Origin of the sequence: Pelagibacterium nitratireducens (genome assembly GCF_037044555.1) — a bacterium.
GTDB classification, from domain to species: Bacteria; Pseudomonadota; Alphaproteobacteria; order Rhizobiales; family Devosiaceae; genus Pelagibacterium; species Pelagibacterium nitratireducens.
This window is the reverse complement of sequence record NZ_CP146275.1, coordinates 309597-332668: the sequence shown is the minus strand read 5'-3', so window position 1 is coordinate 332668 and position 23072 is coordinate 309597. Positions and strand designations below refer to the sequence as shown.

At 58.5% G+C, this 23072-nt stretch carries 19 protein-coding genes; 4 read left to right on the top strand and 15 right to left on the bottom strand.

The annotated features are described in order from the left end of the window. Positions 1 to 223: 223 nt before the first annotated feature. Positions 224 to 1177: a LysR family transcriptional regulator gene (locus V6617_RS01700; protein ID WP_338608652.1), complete on the top strand. Its 954-nt coding sequence runs from the start codon at positions 224 to 226 to the stop codon at positions 1175 to 1177. Between the two features lie 341 nt (positions 1178 to 1518). On the opposite strand, the gene V6617_RS01695 is transcribed toward V6617_RS01700, so the two are convergent. From V6617_RS01695 to V6617_RS01650, 10 genes are all read right to left on the bottom strand, one after another. Continuing rightward, the gene (locus V6617_RS01695; protein WP_338608650.1) at positions 1519 to 2544 is read right to left on the bottom strand and encodes a YeiH family protein; all 1026 of its coding nucleotides are present in this window, start codon (positions 2542 to 2544) and stop codon (positions 1519 to 1521) included. Positions 2545 to 2711: 167 nt separating this feature from the next. Next, positions 2712 to 3056, bottom strand: a complete 345-nt coding sequence (locus V6617_RS01690; RefSeq protein ID WP_338608648.1) for a carboxymuconolactone decarboxylase family protein — start codon at positions 3054 to 3056, stop codon at positions 2712 to 2714. Between the two features lie 58 nt (positions 3057 to 3114). After that, positions 3115 to 4503: an MmgE/PrpD family protein gene (locus V6617_RS01685; protein WP_338608646.1), complete on the bottom strand. Its 1389-nt coding sequence runs from the start codon at positions 4501 to 4503 to the stop codon at positions 3115 to 3117. Positions 4504 to 4584: 81 nt separating this feature from the next. Then, positions 4585 to 6114 carry a tripartite tricarboxylate transporter permease gene (locus V6617_RS01680; RefSeq protein WP_338608644.1) on the bottom strand — a complete coding sequence of 510 codons (1530 nt, stop codon included), beginning with the start codon at positions 6112 to 6114 and terminating at the stop codon, positions 4585 to 4587. Between the two features lie 10 nt (positions 6115 to 6124). Beyond that, the gene (locus V6617_RS01675; protein WP_338608642.1) at positions 6125 to 6586 is read right to left on the bottom strand and encodes a tripartite tricarboxylate transporter TctB family protein; all 462 of its coding nucleotides are present in this window, start codon (positions 6584 to 6586) and stop codon (positions 6125 to 6127) included. Further along, a complete protein-coding gene (locus tag V6617_RS01670; protein ID WP_338608641.1) occupies positions 6579 to 7889 on the bottom strand; it encodes an MmgE/PrpD family protein in 1311 nt (436 codons plus the stop codon). Before V6617_RS01670 ends, V6617_RS01675 begins: the two co-directional genes overlap by 8 nt. 237 nt (positions 7890 to 8126) lie before the next feature. Further along, positions 8127 to 9629: an MmgE/PrpD family protein gene (locus V6617_RS01665; protein ID WP_338608639.1), complete on the bottom strand. Its 1503-nt coding sequence runs from the start codon at positions 9627 to 9629 to the stop codon at positions 8127 to 8129. 2 nt (positions 9630 to 9631) lie between these two features. Then, positions 9632 to 10204, bottom strand: coding sequence for a cysteine dioxygenase (locus V6617_RS01660; RefSeq protein WP_338608637.1), 573 nt, complete (start codon positions 10202 to 10204; stop codon positions 9632 to 9634). Beyond that, positions 10201 to 11391: a CoA transferase gene (locus V6617_RS01655; RefSeq protein ID WP_338608635.1), complete on the bottom strand. Its 1191-nt coding sequence runs from the start codon at positions 11389 to 11391 to the stop codon at positions 10201 to 10203. The genes V6617_RS01660 and V6617_RS01655 overlap by 4 nt, the downstream gene beginning before the upstream one ends. A 133-nt stretch (positions 11392 to 11524) precedes the next feature. Then, positions 11525 to 12487 (bottom strand): tripartite tricarboxylate transporter substrate binding protein, encoded by a 963-nt coding sequence (locus V6617_RS01650; protein ID WP_338608633.1) that lies wholly within the window; start codon positions 12485 to 12487, stop codon positions 11525 to 11527. 330 nt (positions 12488 to 12817) lie between these two features. Between V6617_RS01650 and V6617_RS01645 the strand changes: the two genes are divergently transcribed. The 3 genes from V6617_RS01645 (at position 12818) to V6617_RS01635 (ending at position 15548) form a co-directional block, all read left to right on the top strand. Continuing rightward, complete coding sequence (locus tag V6617_RS01645; protein WP_338608631.1) at positions 12818 to 13567, top strand: IclR family transcriptional regulator; 750 nt, start codon at positions 12818 to 12820, stop codon at positions 13565 to 13567. 3 nt (positions 13568 to 13570) lie between these two features. Beyond that, positions 13571 to 14287 (top strand): enoyl-CoA hydratase/isomerase family protein, encoded by a 717-nt coding sequence (locus V6617_RS01640; protein ID WP_338608629.1) that lies wholly within the window; start codon positions 13571 to 13573, stop codon positions 14285 to 14287. Positions 14288 to 14354: 67 nt separating this feature from the next. Beyond that, the gene (locus tag V6617_RS01635) at positions 14355 to 15548 is read left to right on the top strand and encodes an MFS transporter (RefSeq protein WP_338608628.1); all 1194 of its coding nucleotides are present in this window, start codon (positions 14355 to 14357) and stop codon (positions 15546 to 15548) included. Between the two features lie 200 nt (positions 15549 to 15748). Here the strand turns inward: V6617_RS01635 and V6617_RS01630 are convergent, their stop codons facing one another. From V6617_RS01630 to V6617_RS01610, 5 genes are read right to left on the bottom strand one after another with little or no spacing between them, the layout of a single operon-like run. Then, entirely contained in the window at positions 15749 to 17110 is a 1362-nt protein-coding gene (locus V6617_RS01630; RefSeq protein ID WP_338608626.1) for a Xaa-Pro aminopeptidase, read from the bottom strand. Positions 17111 to 17127: 17 nt separating this feature from the next. After that, positions 17128 to 19170 carry a GMC family oxidoreductase gene (locus V6617_RS01625; RefSeq protein ID WP_338608624.1) on the bottom strand — a complete coding sequence of 681 codons (2043 nt, stop codon included), beginning with the start codon at positions 19168 to 19170 and terminating at the stop codon, positions 17128 to 17130. A 2-nt stretch (positions 19171 to 19172) separates the two neighbouring features. Continuing rightward, positions 19173 to 20264 carry a sn-glycerol-3-phosphate ABC transporter ATP-binding protein UgpC gene (locus V6617_RS01620; protein ID WP_338608623.1) on the bottom strand — a complete coding sequence of 364 codons (1092 nt, stop codon included), beginning with the start codon at positions 20262 to 20264 and terminating at the stop codon, positions 19173 to 19175. A 35-nt stretch (positions 20265 to 20299) separates the two neighbouring features. Further along, entirely contained in the window at positions 20300 to 21793 is a 1494-nt protein-coding gene (locus V6617_RS01615; protein ID WP_338608622.1) for a M81 family metallopeptidase, read from the bottom strand. A 22-nt stretch (positions 21794 to 21815) separates the two neighbouring features. Continuing rightward, entirely contained in the window at positions 21816 to 22976 is a 1161-nt protein-coding gene (locus tag V6617_RS01610) for an ROK family transcriptional regulator (RefSeq protein WP_338608620.1), read from the bottom strand. Between the last annotated feature and the right edge of the window lie 96 nt (positions 22977 to 23072).

Below are 23072 nucleotides of genomic sequence, written 5' to 3'. Positions count from 1 at the left end.
GTGGCTGGCACATTTCCAAGTGGAAAGGTGGATCGGGCTTTCCCAATTCCTCAAGCGAGAGGAGGCACGGACGACACGTTAGCTAGGTGACATTTATCCGACAAATGAATATTTAATATGCGAAACATGCATGTTGTGCATTTTGCGTTCCCACAATACTGATCAATAAGTTGTTGATTTTTCCCGTTTTTTTGCCATTCACAACAAAAAAGAAGGCGTTCCATTGTCAAAGCTTAATATCAACAGTGTGGACCTCAATCTTTTGAAGGTCATGAACGCGATAGCCGATACGCGCCAGATCACTGCGGCAGGCGCAGCCATTGGATTGTCTCAACCTGCGGTAAGTCATGCGTTGGGTCGGCTTCGAAAGCTGCTGAATGATGACCTTTTCATCCGGACCGGGCACGGGCTCCAGATGACCAGTTTCTGCGCCGAGCTGATGCCAAGTGTACGCAGCATCATGTCAGGCTGCGAGACCGTCTTCCTGCAATCGACTCCATTCGATCCCAGAACCAGCAGCCACACATTCCGCATAGGCATGAACGACTACTTCTCACTTGTATTGATGCCTCCGCTGGTGTCGCGTGTCAGCAATCTGGCGCCTAACTGTGTTCTGGAGGTGACTCACATGCCTCGGACACTGGGGACCTCGGCGGCCGCCAAAGGGCCATTGGTGCAGACATTTCTCGACGATGGAGAAATCGACATTGCCGTTATGACTGCCGATAAGGTTCCCGCACGGTTCGCGGCCGAACTGCTTTATAGTGAAGAACGTGTGGGCATTATTTCGAATAATAACCCCGCAAGTCGAAAGCAGGTCGGCTTGGAGGATCTCTTAGCTCTGCAACATGTCAAAATCACTTCCGACCCCAGACGAAAGGGCTGGATTGACGAGCGACTCGAAGCTCTGAAGCGCAAGCGGCATGTGGTCGCCACGGTCTCCCATTTTTCTTCTGCGGTTGCGATTGTGAGTCAGACCAATCTTATGGCCGTGATGCCGAAAAGTGTAGCACTTCATTTTAAGGAGGCATTTTCCCTGTCGCTCCATTCCTTGTCATTCCTAAATCTACCTCAAGCCACCAGCATGATCTATCTTAAAGATCGCGTTCACGAAGCCAGCATTGCTTGGCTCTTAGATCAAGTAAGAAGATGCTTTAGGAATGGAAATATTAATTAAACTAGGAAGACCAACAATGATTACTACGCTGATTGCGTGATTTCATTATAACTATGAAAATTGCTAAATTTTTACCGGACAAATCGAAATTTTCGTGACGTGCGTAAAAAAGAATTACGTCCAACTGGTGAACTTTTGAGGAACGGATTATGTGTTATGCATATTTTCCATTTGACACTGAAATATATTCAAAGCCGGATCATCCTCCGATCCCATGACGTCGATAGCTATGGCGAAAATCTCCGCGAATTTCCAGGCGCGGCCACCTTGCGCCGGGCTGAGAACCGTTTCGAGCGCGCCCTTACACCCTCCTAATGTGCGCTCACTGCTCCAACGAATTGTCAGATAAAAAGGAGGATGAGGGCCAAACTGAAGACAGCGATGAAAATCGTCAGCAGCGCACTAAACAGCAGCGGCGCCATGCCCTTACCGGCCAACCTGCCCAGATCCGTCTCGATACCAATGGCCGCCAAGGCCATAGCCATCAGAAACGACACCAGAGACTGAATGCCGGACAGCAGCCAATCGGGAAAAGCAATAACGCTGCCCAGTACGACCATTACGGCAAAGCCAGCAACAAACCACGGTATAAGCTGCACACGCGCCGGTTGATCGGGCCCGCCGCGCAATCTACGCTGGGCAAGATAACCCAGAACGGCGACGGTGGGCGCAAGCGCCAGAACGCGAACCAGCTTTGCTACCGTGGCTGTCTCGCCAGCTTCAGGTCCCAACTGGTACCCGGCGACCACTACTTGGGCGACCTCGTGCAGCGAAGCTCCAACCCAGAGCCCGTAGCGGTGCGGATCCAGCTCGAGCAGGATCCCCAATATTGGATACAACACCATCGATAACGAACCGGCGATGGTCACGGCAGCCAACCCATAGGCTATGTCCTCATGACGGGCCGTCAGGGTTGAACTGGCGGCCACGATAGCCGACGCCCCACATATTGCGGTTCCCGACCCCAAAAGCATGCCGAGCCGCCATTCCACACGGCACAGTTTCGACATCCAGAACGAAAAGGCGAGCGTTGCCACTACGGTCGCGGCAAGGACCATAAGTGCCGATAGGCCCATCGTCTGGATTTGTGCGAAAGTCACTCTCAACCCGAGCAGAACGACGGCGATACGCAACAATTGGCGCATGGATATTCGCACGCCCGGCTGGGCGATGGCCGGCTCGCCCAACAGGGCCCGGAACGCGATGCCAAGGACAACCGCCAAAAGGGCCGGGCTGACCGCTGAAAGGAACCGCAAATGACTTATCGAGAATGCGGTTGCCGCAATCACTGCGCACAGGAACAAGCCGGGCGTCATTTCGCGCAATACGCCGGCATTTTGGAGGTGCGGTTGTGCCTTGGTAGTCATCAAGGTTCGACCTTCTCGTCGGGAGCCTCGAACCGGCCCGCTTAGGAGGGACTGGCTCCAGTTCAATTTTTCCTGGTGCGATCGAACAGAACGAGCCCGCGAGCGGATCGCTCTCGAAATCGAAACGGAAAGGCCCGTGAGCCCGAGCCTTTCCGAATTTCCCGTACTTAGTCTGGGACACTCATCGATTCGAATGCATCGAGGGTGCGGGCCGAATAAACAAGGGCGGCGCCGGCATTGAGCGCGATCGCGACCCCCAAAGCTTCGGCGATCTCCTCGCGCCTAGCGCCATGCTTGATCGCGGCCTCAACGTGGCTGGCGATGCAACCGTCGCACCGAGTGGTGACGGCCACCGCGAGGGAAATCAGTTCGCGCGTCTTGCCGTCAAGATGCACGGCCTTCTCGCCCGCCGTAGCCAGCGCGCTGTAACCCTGCATCACCGCCGGGGCCAGTTGCGCCAGATCGCCCGCACGTTTCTTCACGTCCTTGCGGTAATTTTTCCAATTCAACATGTTTTTCTCCTTTGAACAGATAGAGTGGCATCGCCTTTCGGCGGGATCGGAGGGACGTTTATTCTCGGGGCTCTCTGGGCCCTATCAGCCGTCTGAAGGTCGCGAAAGCATGAGGGTCGTCGCATGCCTTGGCGGCTTCGAAGAGAGTCGCGATATCTGCAGACGGCAGACTGCGCTCCAGCATGGATTCGAACTTTGCCTGAAGCTCATCCCAGGTCAGCGGGTTGTCGGGATGTCCCTTGACGATGCGCGTGCTCGCGCGCAGCACCTCCCCGTCTTCGAGCATGACCTCGACGTGGGCCTCGGAGGGCGGCTGACCTGGCACCGGCTCGACCGTGATTTTCGACAGAAGCTCGGTAACGCTCGTATCGGCGAGCGTCGTCTCTACGAAATCATCGGGCAACAACCTGTAGCCACGCAACCCCATAGCGACGCAGAACGGGACGCTAAACTTGCATTCGAGCGGCGTCTTGGGAAACAGCTTGCCGGCCGTGATCAGGGCCGTACTGTGCGTTTTGACGTGCACCGAACCGATGGCCCGTCCGGCAACTTTTTCGGCCAGACTGCGGGCCGTTTCGGTCGAGGCATGGGTGGCGCGGCATGATGCGAAGAGCTTGAAGCCATTGCCCAAGATTTCCCAGTTCCGGCCGAAATCATCGAGCGTCGGGACGGTGGCGGAATTGTCCTGGATAAAGGCGGACAGCCAGCCACCTTCCAGCTCGTAGAGCGTTTGCGCGGCCTCATAGCCTTCGGCGGCATATTGGGCTGCCATAATACCATCCATTGCAGCCTTGCCGGCATGGAACGGCTTGGAATGGCTGCCGAACGAACCGAGCAGACCACCCATTGTCGTGGCAACGTTGCCCAGGGCCGAGCCAACCTGATGCTGTGTAAGACCCAAAAGGACCGAGACGGATGCGGCCGCGCCGGTCCTTCCCACGATCGAGGTGGGATGGAAACCCTTGCGTTGCAGGGTGCGCCCTACACCCCCGGGAGCTCCACCATTGCCGAGCTTGGCCATCACCTCGTAACCAGTTATGTAGGCGCTCATGAGCAGCGGGCCGTCAATCTCGAGATGTTCGGCCATAGCCAGGCTGGCCGACCAGACAGGACCTGAAGGATGCCCAGCGCCCATGGGATGGGTATCGTCATAGTCCTGGGAGTGCGTCGAGGTGCCGTTGACCAGCGCAGCAAGCGCGGGGGCGGTCCGATATTGGCCAAAGACAGTGGATTTGCCTGGAGCTTCCCAACGGCGTACGGCCGCAGAGACAGCCAAGACCGGAGCATCGTTCATTGAGCCGAACGTCACCCCCAGATAATCGACGAACGCCTTGCGCGCCGCCTCAAGCACGTCAGGTGGATAGGTCCTGCCCCTCGCGGTGGAGATGAAGGCGGCGAGGCGCTGACCCCGCGTTTCAAACTCTTGGACCGGTGCGACGGCGTTCATTTCGATGCTCCCTTGGCGTCGTATTGGATTGTGACTAGGAAAGACTGCCCGGCGCCATATGGCAAAACGCCGGGCAAGGGATCAATCCGCGGTGCCCGCGACATCGGCCATCTCGGCGCGGCGTAAGGCGCGCCGCCGGACCTGCGCGAGAACGAAGGGCAGGACCAGGATCAGGGCCGCAACCATTAGGAACAGTACCGAGATCCAACTGGAGACAAACACCTGCGCGTCGCCGCCCGAGATCGTCATGGCCTGACGGAACGACTGCTCCATCTTGCCGCCAAGCACCATGGCCAGGATCAAGGGAGCGATCGGAATGTCGGCCTTCTTAAATGCATAGCCTGCGATACCGAAACACCAGGTCAGCAGAAGATCCTGCACGGAATAGTCGATGGAATAGACACCGATCGACGCCGTGACCAGGATCAGCGGCAGCAAGATGCCGGTGGGCGTGTGCAAGACCCGCACAAAGATCGCGATGAGCGGCAGATTGAGAATGAAAAGCATCACGTTGCCGATATACATCGAGCCGATCAGCCCCCAGACCAGTCCGGGCTCCTGATCAAAAAGCAGCGGTCCGGGCTGAATGCCGTAGATTATGAAGGCTCCGAGAAGGATCGCCGTCGTGGTGCCGGTGGGAATCCCTAAGGCCAGAAGCGGCACCATGTGGCCGCCAACCGCAGCGTTGTTGGCCGCCTCGGGACCAGCAACGCCTTCAATCATGCCAGTCCCGAACTTTTCCTTCTCCTTGTGTAGGCCCCGTTCGAGTGAATAGCTCAGCATGGTCGAGATAGTCGCTCCACCGCCAGGAACGACGCCCTTAAAAAATCCGATCAACGTGCCGCGTAAGATGGGCATGAAGGAGCGACGCCATTCTTCCCTGGTGAGCCAGAGCCGACCCTTGATCGCCAGCACAGTTGCGTTGCCCCGAAGATGGTCATCAATGTTGAGCATCACTTCCGAGATCGCGAAGAAGCCCACCGCCGCCACGAGGAAGCTCACGCCATCCAATAGCTCGACATTGCCGCCCGTAAACCGGGGCATGCCGCTCTGGAGATCGATGCCCACGGTCGCGATCACCAGCCCGATCACCATAGAAAAAATGCCTCTTGCTAGAGATTTTCCGGTCAGGCTCGAAACCGCCGCCATGGAGAAGACCAAGATGGCGAAATGTTCAGCTGGGCCGAAGCGAAGCCCGAAGCGCGCGAGAGGAACCGCCATGACCGTCAGCGCGATTACGCTGAAGGTGCCAGCGATGACCGAGCCAATGGCCGCGGCGGCCAACGCGGCGCCCGCCCGACCCTTCTTGGCCATCTGGTAGCCGTCAATCGCCGTCATCACCGAAGAGGATTCTCCGGGCGTGTTAATCAGGATCGAGGTGGTCGATCCGCCATACATGGCCCCATAATACATACCTGCCAGCAGGATCAGAGCCGATGTGGGCTCCATGCCGAAGGTCAAGGGCAGCAGTAACGCCATGCCGGCAGCCGGCCCGAGGCCGGGCAGAACACCCACGAGGGTGCCCAAGATGCAGCCGACGAATGCGTAAAGCAGATTGTGGGGTGCGGTTGCAACGGACAGGCCGTTTAGCAGGTGGTCTATGGGAATCATCTCGTCCTCCTCAAAATGCCAGCAGTCCGGTCGGCAGTTGCGTGCCGAAAACCTCGGCGAACAAAATGTAGGTGGCGACCGTGAAGCCCAGCGCGACTACTATGGCGACCCAGCGCCGGCCATGGTGGAGCAACAGCATGCCGCAAAGCAGAAACAGCGCCGTGGACAGGAGATAGCCAAGGGGTTCGAACAGCAGGAAATAGGCCAGGATGGCCAGGGAACTGCACAGGAAAGTGCCGCTGTCCAAGCGAATAAATTCCATCACCTTCTGGCGTCCGGCGGTCCAGTCACGCGTTCCCCAGCCTTCGAGGACAAGCATGACCGAAACGATCAAGAGCAGAATGAGCAGCAATGTGGGATAGGCACGCGGGCCCACCGCATCGCTGATCATCATGGTGGGAATCGCCGCGATGCCCAGGGCATAGACCGCCGCGATCGCGACCGCGGCCACGGCCAAAACAACGTTAACCATAATGGACCTCTCTGGTATCACCCGAAGGCGCTTCAAATCGCGTGAGCGCGGTCAAGTCGGCGACATCGGAACAATCGGCAAGCGCTTGCAGGCGCTGCCAGAGCGCACTCGCCGCAACTGTTCCCAGGCGGCGGGATACGCAATCATCAAATTTCTCGCTCACCATGGCGGGTGTCAGCGGGTTGTCCGAGGTGGCGCCCCGCGCCGCATCGACACTCCGCGAGAGAACGTGACCGTTGCGTGTGGTGATGTCGACCTCGGCTCCGCTGAGCTGCTCACGCCTATAAGTCTGGAGCGAGGCCCTGGCGATCAGTTCGCGTGTCCACTGATCGACCAGACGGCCTCCGTCTTCGAAATCGGCAACCTCCACCCTGCCGGCGACAAGCATTCGCGCCGCGCAATAGGTCGCCGAGAATTTGGCTGCGAGCCCAGTTCGGGGATCGGGCACATCGATATGCGGAAAGCGGATCGGGTGGACCCTGAGCACGATGGCGACGATATCGGCGGGATCGAGTCCCTCGGTATTCCTGATATCGGCAACGCAGTCGAGGATGGGCGCGATCGCGAAGCAGCAGGGGAAGCGCTTCTGTTTCAAACCCTTGGCGGGGTCGAGAATCTTTTCTCCCGGCGACCACGGGGTGAGCAGCGGCTCGGTGTCGAGGGCGTTCTGGTTGAACACGCTGAAATAGCCATGGTGATGCTCGAAGGCCCGCTCCCCAGAGGTAAAGCCGCGCTTGGCCAAAAGGACGGCCATCAGCGCGCTTCTACTGGCATGGCCAACCCCGAGCGGCTTGGTCATCGATCCAAAATTGGATTTGATTCCCGACGCCAGATGGGTCGCGATGCCCAAGGCCATCGCGGTGCGCCGATCGTCGAGGCCGATTAGGACGGCGCAGGCCGAAACGGCAGCGAAAATGCCTACCGTTGCCGTCGGGTGCCAGCCATGGGTATATTGGAAGCGGCTGACGGCATTGCCAAAACGGCACCCAGCTTCATATCCGGCCAGAAACGACACCAGCAGGTGGCGTCCGTTCGCGCCCTCGCTTTCGGCAAGAGAAAGGAGAGACGGGAGAATGGCGGCCGAGAGATGTCCGAATAGATCGGAATTGCTATCATCGTAGTCGAGCATATGGGCGGCCGTGCCGTTGACCAGCGCCGCGTCGAGCACGCCGGTCCGGCCGCGGCCACCCACCAATGTGGCCAGCCCGGCGTCCACACCTATTCCGAGCGTATCGGCAAGAATTTCCACCGCCTCATGTCCGGCCCCGGCGACCATCACTCCGAGTGTATCGGTGATCGCCAATTGCGCGCGCTCAAGAGCTAAAGTGGAATGATCACGTTTCGCAAAAGCGATCAAATTTCGCGCCACCGAAAGCGATAACGTCTCTGTTTGGGGCACTTCCGATTCTCCTCTTTCGTTTCCGAGGGCCGCTCCTCCAGCGAACCTCTCCGGGCGCGATCGAAAGAACGCGGACTTTCCGCCTCGATCGAACGACACACAAACGCCTAATGCTCCAACCCGGCCGGTCCGCGCTGAGCCCTAATCGGCAAGCTCTCCCCGCACGGTGGTGGAAGGGATGGCACTTAGATTCGCCCATTGGCTTTGCTTGAAGCCGGCGGCTATGTCGGCCGTGAAATCAGTAACGGGACGACCTTGATAGGCATCGGCAAAAATGTTTGCAGACAGCTTTTCCACCTCGTCGCCGCTAAAGCCCGGCGTGCAATTCGCGGCCAGTTTGCGCCTCAACTCGTCGTCGCTAAGCGGGTTCTCCGCTTCCCCTTTTGGGTTGCGCACACGCCGTTCGAGCGCAGAACCATCATTAAGGGTGAGCTTCACAATGGCGCCGCGCACGGCTGGATATTCGACATCGCATAGAGGATTGGTGACCACCCTCGTTTTCGATAGAAGGCCGCGAACCTGATCCGAAGCGAATATGTCGGGTTCGAAGTGACGGACGCCCGGACTACCGTGTACCAGGGCAGTAACAATGGCGCACGGAGCGCTCATCTGCGCGTCAAGCAGCGTGCTGGCCCTCGTATGGGTATGACCGGGGACCGCCGGGCCATAGAGCCCGATCTCGATATCGGCGATAGCCTCTAGAGCGGCCTGATCGCGAAGTTCGAGGACGGCATCGATGGCAGCTTGGAAATGCCGGCAGCACGGATAGGGTTTAAAATAGACCGCCGCCATCTCCCAATCACTGCCGATTCCGCGCAATACACGCTCAGGGTCCGCCTCTCCCCCCGTAAGCGCGCGAAAAAGGCCGTTGGCCCCTTCAAGGACCCGACGGGGGCCGGTCAACCCTCTGCCGGCCAGTTCGGCGCACAAAATTCCGTCCCGCGCGGCCTTACCCAAATGGAGTCGCTTTACATCGCTGCCGTCGTAGAGATATTCGCGGATTCCGCCCGAAAAACTTCCTGCCAGGCCCATGGCATGACCTAATGCGTTGGCGTCGAGGCCGAGCAGTCTTCCCGATGCGGCGGCGCTGCCGAATACTCCAGCAACGGAGGAATTGTGCCATCCCCGCAATGCCGACGCTGGATGGATCGCGGCCGAAATTCGGAGCATGACCTCATAGCCGGCGACGACCGCCTCGCTGAAGGCTGACCAGTCACTTCCGATCGACTCAGCCACGGCCAATGCTGCCGAAATGATCACGCCCCCGGGATGGGCGGAGCCTTCCCGATGTCCGTCATCGAAGTCGAGGGCATGGGCGGCGGTTCCGTTGGCAAAGGCCGCGTCCTGCATCGCGGCCTTCATGCCCGAGCCGATCACGGTGGCCACCGGCTGGCCTCCCGCCGCTGCGGCATATTCGCGGGCCGCCCTGGCCTGCGGCATCCCAGATCCCGCCGCGACGCAGGAGAGATAGTCGATCATAGTGCGTCGGAAAGCGGCCCGAACCGCGTCGGGAAGCTCCTGCCATCCAAGAGTGGAGACAAAACGCCCCAGTTGCCAAGAAAGTGACATTGCCTCCTGGTTGCGCCGGCCCGGATCGACGGCGTCCCTATCCGCGAACGGCCTGTCTGAGAGATTGGCGGACACCGTCAGCTCCAGATATTGGGCAGCGTATCAAGCGAGTAACCGCTCCGGAAATCCTTGGCCCGCCCGCTTTGGGGGTCAAAGACATGCCGGTCGATCTGGCCGATGTTGCCGCCGTAGAGATGGATCGAGATAGAAGTCCTATTGTCCCAGGCGTTGCGGACCTTGTGCACATCGCCAATAGTCGGTGAGACGGCGTCGATTGCGCCGGGCTCAAGCAATTCCTCCTCGCGCTGCGGTCGCCAAACTCCACCTTCCTCTGCGTACTTCTGGGAATGCTCGGCACCCTCGAGCACGCCAATAAGCCCCCAGGTGGTGTGATCATGAATCGGAGTCTGCTGGCCGGGGCCCCAAACGAAGCTGACAAGCGAAAAGCGCTGAAGCGGATCACAATGGAGCAGGTACTGCCGGTAAAACCTGGGGTCCGGCTGAGCACAGGCTTCGGGTAGCCAGTCCGACCTTGCTATCAAAGCTGCCATGAGTGGGGTCGCCTGCTCGAACAGACGGGATTCGTCACTCTCGCGATCCGAGAGCCGTGTCATCTCGACGACGAATTCTTTAAGGGGATTGGCGCTCATGATATCACTGCCTTGCTCTTTTCCAGTTCAACCTTTTTGCGGGTCTCGGTGAGAACCTCGTCGGTATGTTCGCCCAATTCCGGCGGCCCGCGCCGTATCGGGGTCGTCTGGCCGTTGAACAGCACGGGATTGCCGAAGGTGCGCGTGCGAACGCCCGAGGGCAGATCGAGCTCGCTGATCCAGCCCATGGCCTCGACCTGCGGATCGGCAAGAGCCTGCTGGTAATTGTTTATCGGCGCGCAAGGCACTCCCGCCGCGCGAAACCGTTCGAGCCAATGTTCGCTATCGCGCGTGACGAACACATCCTCGAGCAGAGGTAGCATTTCGTCCTGATTGCGGGCGCGCACCGAAACACTGGAAAAGCGAGGGTCGGTGCGCAAATTGGGACGCTCGATCACCTGGCACACCAGTGCCCACAGCGCGTCGTTACCCGCCGCCATCACGAAATGACCGTTGGCAGAGCGAAATGCGCGGTAAGGGGCATTTCGCGGATGGGCAGACCCGAGTTTACGCGGGATGGCGCCGGTGCCGAAAAATTCCGAGGTTTGCAGTGCGGCGACGCCCAGGGTGGCACCCATGAGCGACACATCGATAAAGGCTCCCCCGGAGCCCGCCTCCACGGCGCGCAAGGCAGTGGCAATTGAATAGGCCGCATAAAGCCCCGTCGAGAAATCCGAGATCGGCACACCGCATTTGACTGGTTCAGAGTTGGCCTGCCCCGTCACGCTCATTACGCCGGCCATGGCCTGGATGGAAACGTCGAACCCACCCTCATTGGCGCGCGGTCCTTTCTGCCCGAAGCCGGAAATCGAACAATATACAAGATTAGGATTGAACGTATGCAGCCGGTCGTACCCCAGGCCGAGACGATCCATGACGCCCGGCCGATTGTTTTCCACGATCACGTCCGCCTGCCGGCACAGATCGAGCGCGGCAACCCGCCCTTCAGGGGTTTTGAGATCAAGCGCCACCGAACGCTTATTACGATTAAGCGAAGCAAAGTTTTCGCTGAATCCTTCGCTAAACGGGGGCCAAGTGCGCATGGCATCACCGCCCGCTGGGTTCTCGATCTTGACTACATCGGCTCCAAGATCAGCGAGAAGCATTCCACAGAACGGGCCAGCCGCAATTTGGCAGAACTCCACGACGCGAATGTCTGCCAAAGGCTGAAACACATGCACACTCATCTCTATTCCCTGACGTATGGCCCAGACCCGATCCCGGGTTCCCGGCCCTTGTTTTCCGTGCGATCGGATCGAAACACCGATCATTATTCCATGGCTATGGCGCCGCCGCCCTTGCGTGCGGCGCCTTTTTCATTCAGTGGGTCACACCCAGCGCTTCGATCATCGCGCTGTAACTCTCCGTTTCGTCGGCAAAGAACTGCGCCGTTTCCTGGCCGTCGCGGTAGATGTCGACCATGAATTCCTCGGCCAGCGTTTCCTTCCAACTCTCGGATTCTGTGACCTGGCGAACGGCGTTGCTCCAGAAGGCCGCCTGCTCCTCTGTCAGACCCGAGGGTGCCACGACACCGCGCCATGCCGCTACGACTGCGTCCACGCCCAGCTCGCGCCAAGTCGGCACGTCCGACATCGCGTCGGGAAGCCGCTCGGGCGCGGCGACCGCAAGAAAGCGTAGATCACCCGATTCCCGGAAAGGCAGTAACGAACGCGCGGTTGTCACTACAACATCGACATGGCCACCGAGTGTGGCGGTGACACCCTCGGAGGAGGAGTTGAAAGCCACCGTCTTCAATTTGGTAAGATCGACGCCCGCTTCACCAGCCATCTGCATGACTGCGGCGTGGTTGACCGTACCCAGACCACTCGAGACCGAAAAGCTCACCGAGTCCGGCGCATCACGCATGCGCTGCACCAAATCCTCGCCATCGGCGATATCTGAATCAGCACGCACCGCAAACACCATGTTCTCTTCGAACAGCATCGCGATGGGCGTGAATTCCTCATAGGTGATGGGGCTGCGGCCCAGAATCGAATTGGCGATCAGGGGTGTATTGACGATCTGTATATAATTGGGATTGCCCTCGTGCTGGCTGGTATAGGCCAGCGCCACCGCATGACCGCCGCCAGGCTTGTTGTTGACGATACTGGCCTCAGGGATCAGATCCTCCTGCACCAGAAGGTCCCGCACTAAGCGCGCCGTAAAGTCCATCGAGCCGCCCGGCGAAACCCCGACCACCACTTCGACCGGTCGGTCGGCAGTCCATGATTGCGCCGCTGCTGGCGTGGCCGCGAGCAAGGCTAAAACAGTGGCAGCTTTCAACCCCCGAAGCACTCCGCGGACAGAATAGCAAGTTCTCATAGCATCCTCCCATATCAACAATGGTCAATCCGTCCTGGCATTGTCCTCATCAAACCAAGCACGGCTCGTTCCAATAAATGATACGCTGTATCATCTCTTAGAACATATGATTGGTATTGTTTGGTGTCAAACTTTTTTTGAATGGTCGCTTTTTATGAGAAGTTCCCGTTAGAAATGAAGAACGCGAGCAAGCGCCCCATTCTCCGATCAGGAAACATGACAGGATACCGGTTGTCTCAAATAATAGAATTGAGTAATGAAAAATGAGGTTCGCTGACGAGGAGAACGGGTATGGATACGACGTTACTCAAGGGGCTCAGAATCCTTGAGATGGTGGCACGCGCGCCAGATCCCTGCGGAACAACCGAACTAGCAAGGAAACTCGGGCTCAACAAAAGCAACGTTCACCGGGTTCTCAAGACGCTGGAAGCTGCCTCGTTCGTGCGCAAGGTGGACGATCTGGGCCGCTATGGCGTGACGTTGAAGCTGTGGGAACTGGGCCAGATCTCATTCGCACGCATTGACCTCAAGACCGATGCCCAGGACACCATGAAATGGCTGTCCGCAGAAACACGAGAAACGGTCCACCTCTCGGTTCTGGATGGAAGTGAGGTGATTTATCTCGACAAAATAGAAAGCCAGGAGCCGATCCGGGCCTATACGACCATCGGCGGACGCGCACCCGCTTATGCCGTGGCGACCGGCAAGGCTCTGCTGGCCTGGGAGCCCACAGAAGCGGCAGAACTGCTGGCCGAAGCGATGATACGCCATACATCGAGCACACTTGAGCCCGCTGCCCTTAAAGGTGAACTCTCGCGCATTCGCGAACAAGGTTTCGCAGTCAACCTTGGCGAATGGCGCGAGAGTGTCGGGGGAATCGCCGCCCCTATCCGAAATGCAGACGGCAATGTTGAAGCCGCCATCGGCATTTCGGCGCCGCGCATCCGCATCGCCGGGGACAGGGTCGCCGAACTGGCCACGCTAGTCATCCGGGCGGCCAGCGAAATCTCGGAACGGCTTGGCTATAGGAAGGGACGATAGACCATGACGGCTGTGACATTTGAACTCCATGACGATATTGCCAAGCTGACCCTCAACAAGCCCGAAAAAGGCAATGCGCTGTGCTTGGCCATGGTGGAGGACTTGATCGCTGCACTGGAAACGGCGCGGCAGGCACGGCTGATCGTGTTTCATGGCCAGGGCAGGCATTTCTGCACCGGCCTAGACCTGTCCAATCTTGCAGAAGAATCCGATGCCACCCTGCTGAACCGGTTCGTGCGCATTGAGGAACTAAGGGCGGCGATCGAGACCAGCTCGGTCCCGACCGTGGCGTTTGGTTTTGGTGCAACCTATGGCGCCGGCGCCGACATTTTCGCGGCATGCGATCATCGTATCGCGGCCCCCGGGACCCGCTTTGCCTTTCCAGGCGGAGCGTTCGGCATAGTGCTCGGAACCGCACGCCTCACCACGATTATGGGCCAGCAAAGAGCGCGAGACACCCTGTTGGCCCAGCGGATCCTGGAGGTCGAAAAAGCCCTTGAAGCGGGATTGGTCACGGAAGTTCTCCATCCATCCGAGACTGCATCTCGTCTGAGCCAGCTTGCCCTTGAAGCGCGCAAGCTTCCGCGTGGGGCTGCGGCTGCGCTGCGCGAGATGAGCCGCTGCGATGGCCGCGACCGCGATCTAGCGGCCCTTGTACGCTCGGCCAGCAGGCCGGGACTTAAAAAAAGGATCGAGGCATATCGAGCAACCTTAAAATGATCCGGGTCGCGCCGTGGCTAGATACACGATACTGACAAGACTTGGCGAGGTGGTCTTACACCCGCTGGTGCGTCTTTTTGTACTTGGGAATTTTCTCTCCAACACCGGAACCTGGGCACAGCGTATCGCCGTTGGCTGGCTGACCTTCGAATTGACCGGGTCGGCCAGCTGGGTGGGGGTTGTTGCCGCCTGCGAAGTGGTGCCATCGTTCATCGTCCAGCCGCTGGGCGGCGTTCTGGTAGACAGAACACACAAATGGAAGCTGTTGGTGCTCGGCCAGGGACTGGCCGCCCTACAAGCGCTCGCGCTCACCTTCGGGGCAGCGCTCGAAATGCTATCCTTGCCGTTTCTGCTCTGCTGCGCACTCGTTCTAGGACTTCTGGAAGGCATCAATCAACCCAGCCGCCTCAGTATGGTGGGCGATCTGGCGCCCAATTCGTTGCTGCGACCGACCATCGCGCTAAATTCCTTTGCTAACAACACCGCACGCTTCGCCGGTCCCATGGTGGGCGGCGCCGCACTCGGGTTTAGCGGCCCCACGCTTGCTTTCGCCCTCAATGCGGCTTCATTTATCCCGCTTCTTATGGTTGTGCTCGGAATGCGCCGGTTGCCTATGGTATCGGCCGCGTCAACGGCCCAAACGAGCCTTCTGGGAGGAATACCTGAAGGCCTCTCCTATATACGACACCACCCGCTGTTTTCGGTCGTGCTGGCCATGGCTCTGGCTCTCAGCCTGTGTTCCCGATCGGTCATCGAACTTCTGCCCGCCATATCCGGCCTCTGGTTCGACGGTCGATCCGAAATTCTCGCCGCCATGACGACCTCTGTCGGCCTAGGAGCGATGGCCGGGGGAATATGGATGCTGAGCCGAAGTGATCTCGATGCGGTTCTACTAGCCGTTCTTACACTGCCGGGCCTTATGGTCCTATCGATCTTTGCCCTCTCCTTTGCTGGCATATACGTATGGGCGAGCTATGCGCTGCTGGCCGTTCTAGGGTTTTGCGCAGTGGGAAGCGGAGTGGGCATGCAGAGCATAATCCACCTCAATGTCGATACGGAGTTCAGGGGGCGAGTGCTTTCTGTCTATGGCCTTATTCAGCGCGGCATTGCCGCTCTGGGCGCAGTTTTGATCGGCGTATCAGCCGATCATTTTGGCATGCGGCCGTCGCTCGTTGCCGCCTGCTCTCTGGCAATGGTCGCCTGGGTTTTGGCGTGGCGGAAGCGACAAACTCTCGCCTCTTACCTTAGAGCTGAACTGTAGTTGGAGAACTTAGAAATGAATTTCGATGCCTAGCACCGATTACTGTGCCTAGCGGGAGCGACGAGGCATTATCATGCGTTCATTGAAAAGAACGCGCGCACCGGGAGGTAGCCGGCCTTCCCCCTTGGGTCGTAGCCGTGGCCGGAGTAAATTTGGTCCAAAGAAATTTCCGGCGGCCCCAACGCCGCCGGCAGTTTCATTCAGCCATTCACCAGCACTTTGTCTGCCACCAGCCATAGCGGAGGCAGATACAGCGGAATGTTGGATAAGGGAAGAATGCTCTCTTCAAGTGACACGCCGATCTCGTTACGCATAAATTCGCGACGCTTGACAATACGAGCCCAGGTTTCAGGGTGCCTGACGGCCAACTCCTCCCTAAGCTTGGCATCGGCGAAGGCCACGGCATCTTCACAGTTGAGAGCGGTTCCCGAAGGCGTAGGCGCGGGTATAATGTCCACTTGAAATACCATCCCCGAGAGGATCTGGTCGGATGAGCCCGGTCGTACCGGCGAGTGGCTCCATTCGTCATAGCTAACCAGATGCCCTGGATTGAGCATCGCGTTCAGGTTACCCTGCGCCAATTTCTCGACCACCGCATCATGCAGGTCGCCACCCGCCACGCCAATATCGGCCGTATCATACCAAGTCACCAGGCCGTCGAAATAGCGCTTGGCGATCGCAACGAATTCGTCGTTGTTATCATCGAGCACACCTGCGCGGGAGGAAAGTCCGCCCCAGTATCCAACGGCGGTGGTAACGCCATCACCCTTTTTTAGAGTACGTGAACCTGCGTTGTTAAGGCCGTGGATCTGGTGCGAGCGATCTCCCGAGGCAAACATTGTATGGGCGCTCAGCGGTTCACCAGAATAGGTGAAGTTGGAGGCAGCTTCGATCTCGCGAAGACCCGGACGAGCGCCTTTAAGGACCGACCAGACTGAAACCGATGCGCGGGCAGAAGCCCACTCGAAGGCAGCTATCTGGTCCGCATCAACGATCGAACGCAAGCCGTCGCGTGGATTCATAACGATAGCGGTTTCATCGGAAAGACCTTCGATCCCGCCTATTATACGCGCGAGGATCGACACCATATAGTGGGGAACGATGAACCCTGGGGCATCTTCTTGCCATTCGGCGGCTTCGAGATATTTCCAACCCACGATGCCAACACTGTCTCCCGATTTCAATCCAGCCTCCCGGAGTACGGCCTCCAGGCTGGGTTTGCGGCTGCGGTCTTGCCCCATAAGGCTAAGCGTCTGGGCTAGCAGGGTTTCGAGTCCGGGCAATAGAGAAATCGCTGTAAAGCTCTCCGATTCATTGCCCGTGATCACCACGCGTCGTCCATTGGGACCAAGCAGCAGAATCGCTTCTTCGAACCGGGGGTCAAAGCCGGTGAAATGGAGAATATTGGCGTTATGTTCGCGATCCGCATAGACGAACAGCCAAGTTTTGCCAGCTTGCGCATAGGCCGCATCGCAACGGGCGGCTAGCGTTTGGGCGGGAATTTGCGGACGTTCCAGGGGTATGCCGAAATCTGGAAGGGCAACTGACTTTAGCTCGCTCATGATGCACTCGCCTTGAGTTACAGGGAAAGAATATGATCGGCGCTGCGAAATGCCAGCGCCATCACGGTGAGAACTGGATTGAAGCCCCCATTGGTGGGGTGCAGTGACGCGTCGGCGACAAAGAGGTTGTCGTGACCCCACACGCGTCCGTAAGAATCGGTGACCGACTGTCGAGAGTCGCTGCCCATCCGGCACGTTCCGGCCTGATGCTGGTAAGCCGAAAGTCTTGGCGGCGGTACATGCCCCCAGACCTGGGTAGCGCCGGACGCGATCAGCCATTCCTTGGCCCGCTCGAGCAGAAACTGCGCCGTCCGCTGCGTTTCAGAATGAACTACCCCCGAGAGTCGCGCCACAGGGCGTCCCCATCTGTCTTTTAGCACGGGGTCGAGCGACACCATGCAATCGGGCGTCGGTACTTCATGAACAGGACCCTTGATTTGGGTCACACGGTGATAGTTTTTTCGCATGAAATCATGTGGCGCCTGCCCCCAACGTGGCAGTTCGGGAGGAAGTGCTTGGTCCCAAAAAATCACCGGCGGAATAATAAAATCATCCGCCAGCATAGCGCCGCCAACTACATCGGGATTGTCGTGAGCGAAGGCAGTAGTCGCAATTGTTACGCCCGGCCCGCGCTGGGCATAAACATCTTCGTCAAAAAGACCGAACGCCGTCGGGTAGGTGTGGCCCTGCAGATGACGTCCAAGGTGGCCGGAGGTGTTGCCAAGCCCATTAGGGTTCCTGTCGTTAGCTGAGAGCAACAACAATCGCGCCGTCTCAATGGCTCCGGCGGATAACACCACAATGTCCGCGCCGATATACTGCCTTTTGGTGGCGCCATCCTCATTCCAAGCCAGTAACACGCCTATGACCTGGCCTGCAGAGTCCGTAACAACACGTTCTGCCGTCGTTTCCGCGACGATCGAAAGATTGCCGGTCGCAAGCGCTCGAGGCAGAACGGTGTTTTGCGTGCCGTTCTTGGCATCCGATGGGCACGGGAAACCCACGCACGTTCCACATTCAATGCAGGCGCCTCGCCCATCACGCGGCACGGAATTGACCAGGACAGGCGGCGAGAAAGTTTCAAATCCCAGAGCCTGCCCCCCACGCTCCAAAACGCGAGCACTTCCATAACGCGGCAAGGATGGCATCGGCAGGCTTCGGCTTCGCCAGGGTTCATGCGGCAGCGGACCCTCGGGTCCGCATACACCGATTTCTTGCTCGGCCATCTCATACCAAGGTTCGAGATCGTCGTAGCCAATGGGCCAATCGATCAATGACGAGCCTTCCGGCACGCCATACTTGCTGGCCATACGAAAATCATCAGGGTGGAAGCGCCATGCGAGTCCGCCATAAATCAGCGTCCCGCTGCCGATACAGGCGGCGTTGTTGCCGAACTCTATAGTATGCGGCTCGACGACCGCCTCAGTGCCATCCGGTCTCACGAGCACACGCAACCCATCCCTGCGGTCCGGGCCGGTGTTGTGTCCATAGACGGGATGGCGATGATTGCGCAGGTGATCTCGATGACCACTATTGGCATAATCGAGCCGCTGGCCGCGCTCGACCAACAATACCTTCCGGCCGGCCAGCGCAAGTTGCGCTGCAACGATACCACCGCCCGCCCCCGCCCCGACCACGATCGCGTCATAGCTATCGGCCATATCACGAGAGGGCTCGTTCACCAGGGATTTCGGGAATGGACCGTCCGGCCCCTCAGGCAAGCCGTGGCGATAACCGACTTCCTTCCATGCCCTGGCCTCAGGATTTCCACCATTTGCGGGATTGGAGTAGATCGCTTCGGCCACCCAGCGCGCTAGTGTTACGAACCAATCTTCATCTGCTATTGATTCAATGAGTGTGTTAACGCCTTCATCGCTCAAATCCTGCGCCGCCTCAGCGAACTGCCAAATTCCATCTGCTATTGCGGGGCGCCAGCGCGCGCCTTCGCCCGCAAGCATTGCTTGCACATAGTCCACCGCGTTCATCGGAACCGCCCCCAGGACAGGATCAGGTGCGATGGCCGCGAGAACGCGGATCAAATCCTCCCGGCTGACCTGCATGCCTAACCCAAAACTAGATCCGTCTTCGGATCGAGCAGATGAACCTTGTCCATATCGATCGCCAGTTTAAGAGGCGCGCCGGCCTTGAGGCCAGGCATAGGAAGCAGGCGAGATACGGCGTCAGCTCCGTTCAGACGGAAGTGAACGAGAGTGTCCATCCCCAAGGGTTCGACCAAGGCCGTCACAACATCGATAGCGTTCGCACCACTCCGTTCGCAAGCAAGGAAATGCTCAGGGCGTATACCGACCACCATTTGCGTACCGGCATGGGGTGCAAACAACGCCTTTCGGCTGTCGGGAACCGATACCGTCTGGCCATCGCCAAACTTGATCTCCAGAACCGTTCCTCTCGCTTCGACGTCGACCGGAAAGAAGTTCATTCCCGGCGATCCAATGAATCCGGCAACAAAACGCGTTGAGGGAAACTGATAGAGCTCTTCGGGTGAAGCTATCTGCTCGATGCGGCCCGCGTTCATGACCACGACCCGATCGGCCAGCGTCATCGCCTCAATCTGATCGTGGGTGACATAGACCGTCGTGGTCGGAATGCGGGCGTGAAGCTCCTTGATCTCGGTGCGCATCTGCACGCGCAGCTTGGCGTCGAGATTGGAAAGAGGCTCGTCGAACAGAAAAACGGAGGGATTGCGAATCAACGCCCGCCCCATGGCGACGCGCTGCCTTTGCCCGCCCGAAAGCTGGCGCGGCTTGCGTTCGAGGAGTTGTTCAAGTCCGAGAATCTCGGCAGTTCTTTGCAGTCTCTGGGCAACTTGTGCCTTGGGTGTCTTGCGAAGCTTAAGGCCGAAAACGATGTTTTCGGCAACGCTGAGATGAGGATAGAGCGCATAGTTCTGGAACACCATCGCGATGTCGCGTTCTCCCGGTTGCAGCTCGTTGACCCGCTTGCCATCAATGGCGATTTCGCCATCGGTGACCGTTTCCAGCCCTGCGATCATTCGCAAGGTCGTCGATTTTCCGCATCCAGACGGACCGACGAGAACAATGAATTCGCCGTCGGCCACCTGAAGATCCAGGCCGTGTACGGTTTTGAGACCGTCATAGGCCTTCTCCACCTTATCGAGCGTTACGCTAGCCATGCTGGGCTCCTTCCAATCTCACGTCCTCGCGCGGTTCAGTCTGCATCGCCATAAAGCGAAGCGGCTGCAGACCATTGAAAATCCTTGTCGAGCGGCCAGGTCGGCCGTGGCAGGTGGTTCCATTCAAGCCGTGTCATATCGAGCTGCGAAGTTCCGTCGCTGAGCAGCAGGATGTGGCGCTCCGCGATGTCTTCAAGCTGGGGATGGAGATAACCGAGCTTGACCACATAGGCCTTGTGGGCGAGCGGATCGATGGCCATGGCCTGGAAATGTTGCGGCGTCGTAATCCCGATCGGTTGGGCATGGAAAGTAACGACGATGTCTCCGATGTGAACCTTGGCCCATGCCGCTTCCTTGGAACGATAAGGCTGGAACCCGTCGAGCTCGAGCCAATCGCCCCCCCCTTCGACGACTGCCTTCACCCTGCGTGCCGTCCTGGGCCGTGAGAGATGCTCGGCCCCGAGCTCGATCTCAATTTCAGCCCCAATCCCGGCTTCCAGAAGCTGGCGGACAGTCTGAGGCGCAGTGATGCCGGCGACCACGATGTCGGGTGAGCCAGGCAGATCGAGCGCCGCCTGCAGGACCGTAGTGAGTTCGCCGCCAGCACCGGCCGTGGTATTATCCCCGGAGTCGGTGACATAGACCGGACGTTGGGGCACACTTATGGCACGCTCCAACCCCTCACCAACTTCGGCGGTTTCCATGCTGAGCACGAAGTTCTCATGCTCAGCCCATATCTTTTCCGCCAGCCTCGTGGCCTGTTCCCTGGCCAGGGCCGCATCGTCCTCGGCAACTGCAAAAGCCGTCACCGCCGTCCAAGGCCTGTCATTCCAGGCAAAGCCGACCAAAATATTGGCTTCCATCATGCCAGGAACAGCATCGAACTCAGGAAGACTTCCATAGAGAGCGCGTCCGGGCTCCTGAGTTGTGACCGCCGTTTCACCAGGCACAAGAATTGGAATTGTGACTGCAGCCTTTTTGGGCTTAAGCCGTTTGTTGATGACGGTTATCAGCTGGTCAGCAGCTCGATAGCCTGTCTCTTTGTCATCGCGGTGAGGAGCAGTGCGCAGGACCGAGAAAACCGTCCCGGCCTCCAGCAAGAGGGGGGTCATGTCGCCATGCAGGTCAAGAGCCACGCTAATAGGCATGTCCGGCCCAACCACTTCCCGGATAGCGCAGACAAAATCAGCGTCAGCATCGACGGCCAACCCCTGAACTTCGAGTGCCCCGTGGTTGACCACGAGCACGCCGTCGAACGGCCCCTCGCTTTGAAGAAGCGACAAGGTCTTGTTCTTGACCAGCGCATAGGCTTCAGCCGTCATCGGCCCACCTGGAAGCGCGGTCGCCCAATAGAGCGGCACCGGCTCCCATCCAACTTCCTCGCCCAGCCGGGCTAGCATGCCACGCACCATCCATAGGTCGTTGTCACGCATTTGATCGGCCGAATATTGCTGCAGTGCCTCAACTCCCGTGGGAAGGGGAGAAGCGAGCATGATTTCGATAGAAAGGCCGACTATGGCAATGCGCATTGGTATACCTAAGCTTGAATTTTCACTGCAGAACGTGGGAGCCATCAAGGCTTGTGACCCCGTCCAAGGCTATGGCAACACCGCCCAGGAGTGGCATTCCTTCGGAAATTTCCGAAAATTTCACTGTGCTGCGCGAATACATGGCCGGGTGGGCGAGTCGCATCAGGGCACGATCCATAGCGACCGAGAGATACGGTTGCGCCAGCGCGATATTGCCGCCCAGAAGAACTATTGGTGGATTGAAGATATTGATAAGGCTCGAAACTGCGGACCCTAGCACTTCCCCTGTATGGTCGAGGACGTTGAGGACCACTTCGTCTCCGGCCGCTGCCCCCTCCAGGATCGAAGCAAATCCGTTCGGCACGTTTCCTCCGAGCCTTTCGATCTCCTGAGCCAGCGCCGGTTCGGAAAGATAGGCGGAAAGACAACCTGACGCTCCGCACGAACAGAAACGGCCCTGCGGAACGACCTTGATATGGCCAAGCTCGCCTGCCAGACCATTGGCCCCACCATAGACTTCGCCATCGAGAAATAACGCACCACCAACGCCCGAACCCGAGAACAGGTACACGAAATTATCAATGTCGGTGCAAGCGCCGAACATGCGCTCCGCCATCGCCGCCGCCTTGCCGTCGTTACCGACGAAAACCGGCGCCTCAGCGATGCCCTTGAGCCGGTCAAGCATATCAACGTCCCTCCAGCCCAGTACAGGAACGTGAACCAGCGTCCCGTCTCTCTTGACAAGGCCCGGAAGGGAAACCCCGACGCCCATGATGGGCGCACGAGAACCCGAAGCAGAAACAATCGCCTCAATGCCTGCTTTCACATAGGTTTTGATGCCTTCGAGATCTCCGTTGAAGGGCTCGATCCTGGACGCCATCACCGCGCCGTCCAGACCGCACACGACAAAGCCTACGGCCTCAGCTTCGATCTGAACGCCAACCAGTAGCCCCGAATTTCCGGAAAGCTGTAATCCTTCCGAGGGTCGTCCCCTCCGGTTTGCTTCTGGTTTGGGCTGCCGTTCAATAAGTCCCATCTCGGCAAATCGCGACACGATCGACGAAACGGTGGATTTGTCGAAGCCGGTACGCTCTATGATCTCGCGCTGCGAAATCGAGGGTTCAAGCCTGATCCGATGGAATATGGCGCTGGCATGGAAGCGGCGCAGATACGAGCGGTTCACTGGCATTTCCAATTTATCTCTGTTGAAGAAAAATTACTCATTCTCCATCCTAAGCGTCAAGTGCATTTAAATGCACTTCGCATCGTCACGCGATCG

Excerpts from the sequence above, each read along its gene's own strand:
- V6617_RS01675 (WP_338608642.1), bottom strand. The coding sequence starts at position 6,586 with ATGGTTAACGTTGTTTTGGCCGTGGCCGCGGTCGCGATCGCGGCGGTC.
- V6617_RS01660 (WP_338608637.1), bottom strand. The coding sequence starts at position 10,204 with ATGAGCGCCAATCCCCTTAAAGAATTCGTCGTCGAGATGACACGGCTC.
- V6617_RS01685 (WP_338608646.1), bottom strand. The coding sequence starts at position 4,503 with ATGAACGCCGTCGCACCGGTCCAAGAGTTTGAAACGCGGGGTCAGCGC.
- V6617_RS01690 (WP_338608648.1), bottom strand. The coding sequence starts at position 3,056 with ATGTTGAATTGGAAAAATTACCGCAAGGACGTGAAGAAACGTGCGGGC.
- V6617_RS01695 (WP_338608650.1), bottom strand. The coding sequence starts at position 2,544 with ATGACTACCAAGGCACAACCGCACCTCCAAAATGCCGGCGTATTGCGC.
- V6617_RS01645 (WP_338608631.1), top strand. The coding sequence starts at position 12,818 with ATGGATACGACGTTACTCAAGGGGCTCAGAATCCTTGAGATGGTGGCA.
- V6617_RS01655 (WP_338608635.1), bottom strand. The coding sequence starts at position 11,391 with ATGAGTGTGCATGTGTTTCAGCCTTTGGCAGACATTCGCGTCGTGGAG.
- V6617_RS01620 (WP_338608623.1), bottom strand. The coding sequence starts at position 20,264 with ATGGCTAGCGTAACGCTCGATAAGGTGGAGAAGGCCTATGACGGTCTC.
- V6617_RS01630 (WP_338608626.1), bottom strand. The coding sequence starts at position 17,110 with ATGAGCGAGCTAAAGTCAGTTGCCCTTCCAGATTTCGGCATACCCCTG.
- V6617_RS01640 (WP_338608629.1), top strand. The coding sequence starts at position 13,571 with ATGACGGCTGTGACATTTGAACTCCATGACGATATTGCCAAGCTGACC.
- V6617_RS01680 (WP_338608644.1), bottom strand. The coding sequence starts at position 6,114 with ATGATTCCCATAGACCACCTGCTAAACGGCCTGTCCGTTGCAACCGCA.
- V6617_RS01625 (WP_338608624.1), bottom strand. The coding sequence starts at position 19,170 with ATGCAGGTCAGCCGGGAGGATTTGATCCGCGTTCTCGCGGCCATCGCA.
- V6617_RS01615 (WP_338608622.1), bottom strand. The coding sequence starts at position 21,793 with ATGCGCATTGCCATAGTCGGCCTTTCTATCGAAATCATGCTCGCTTCT.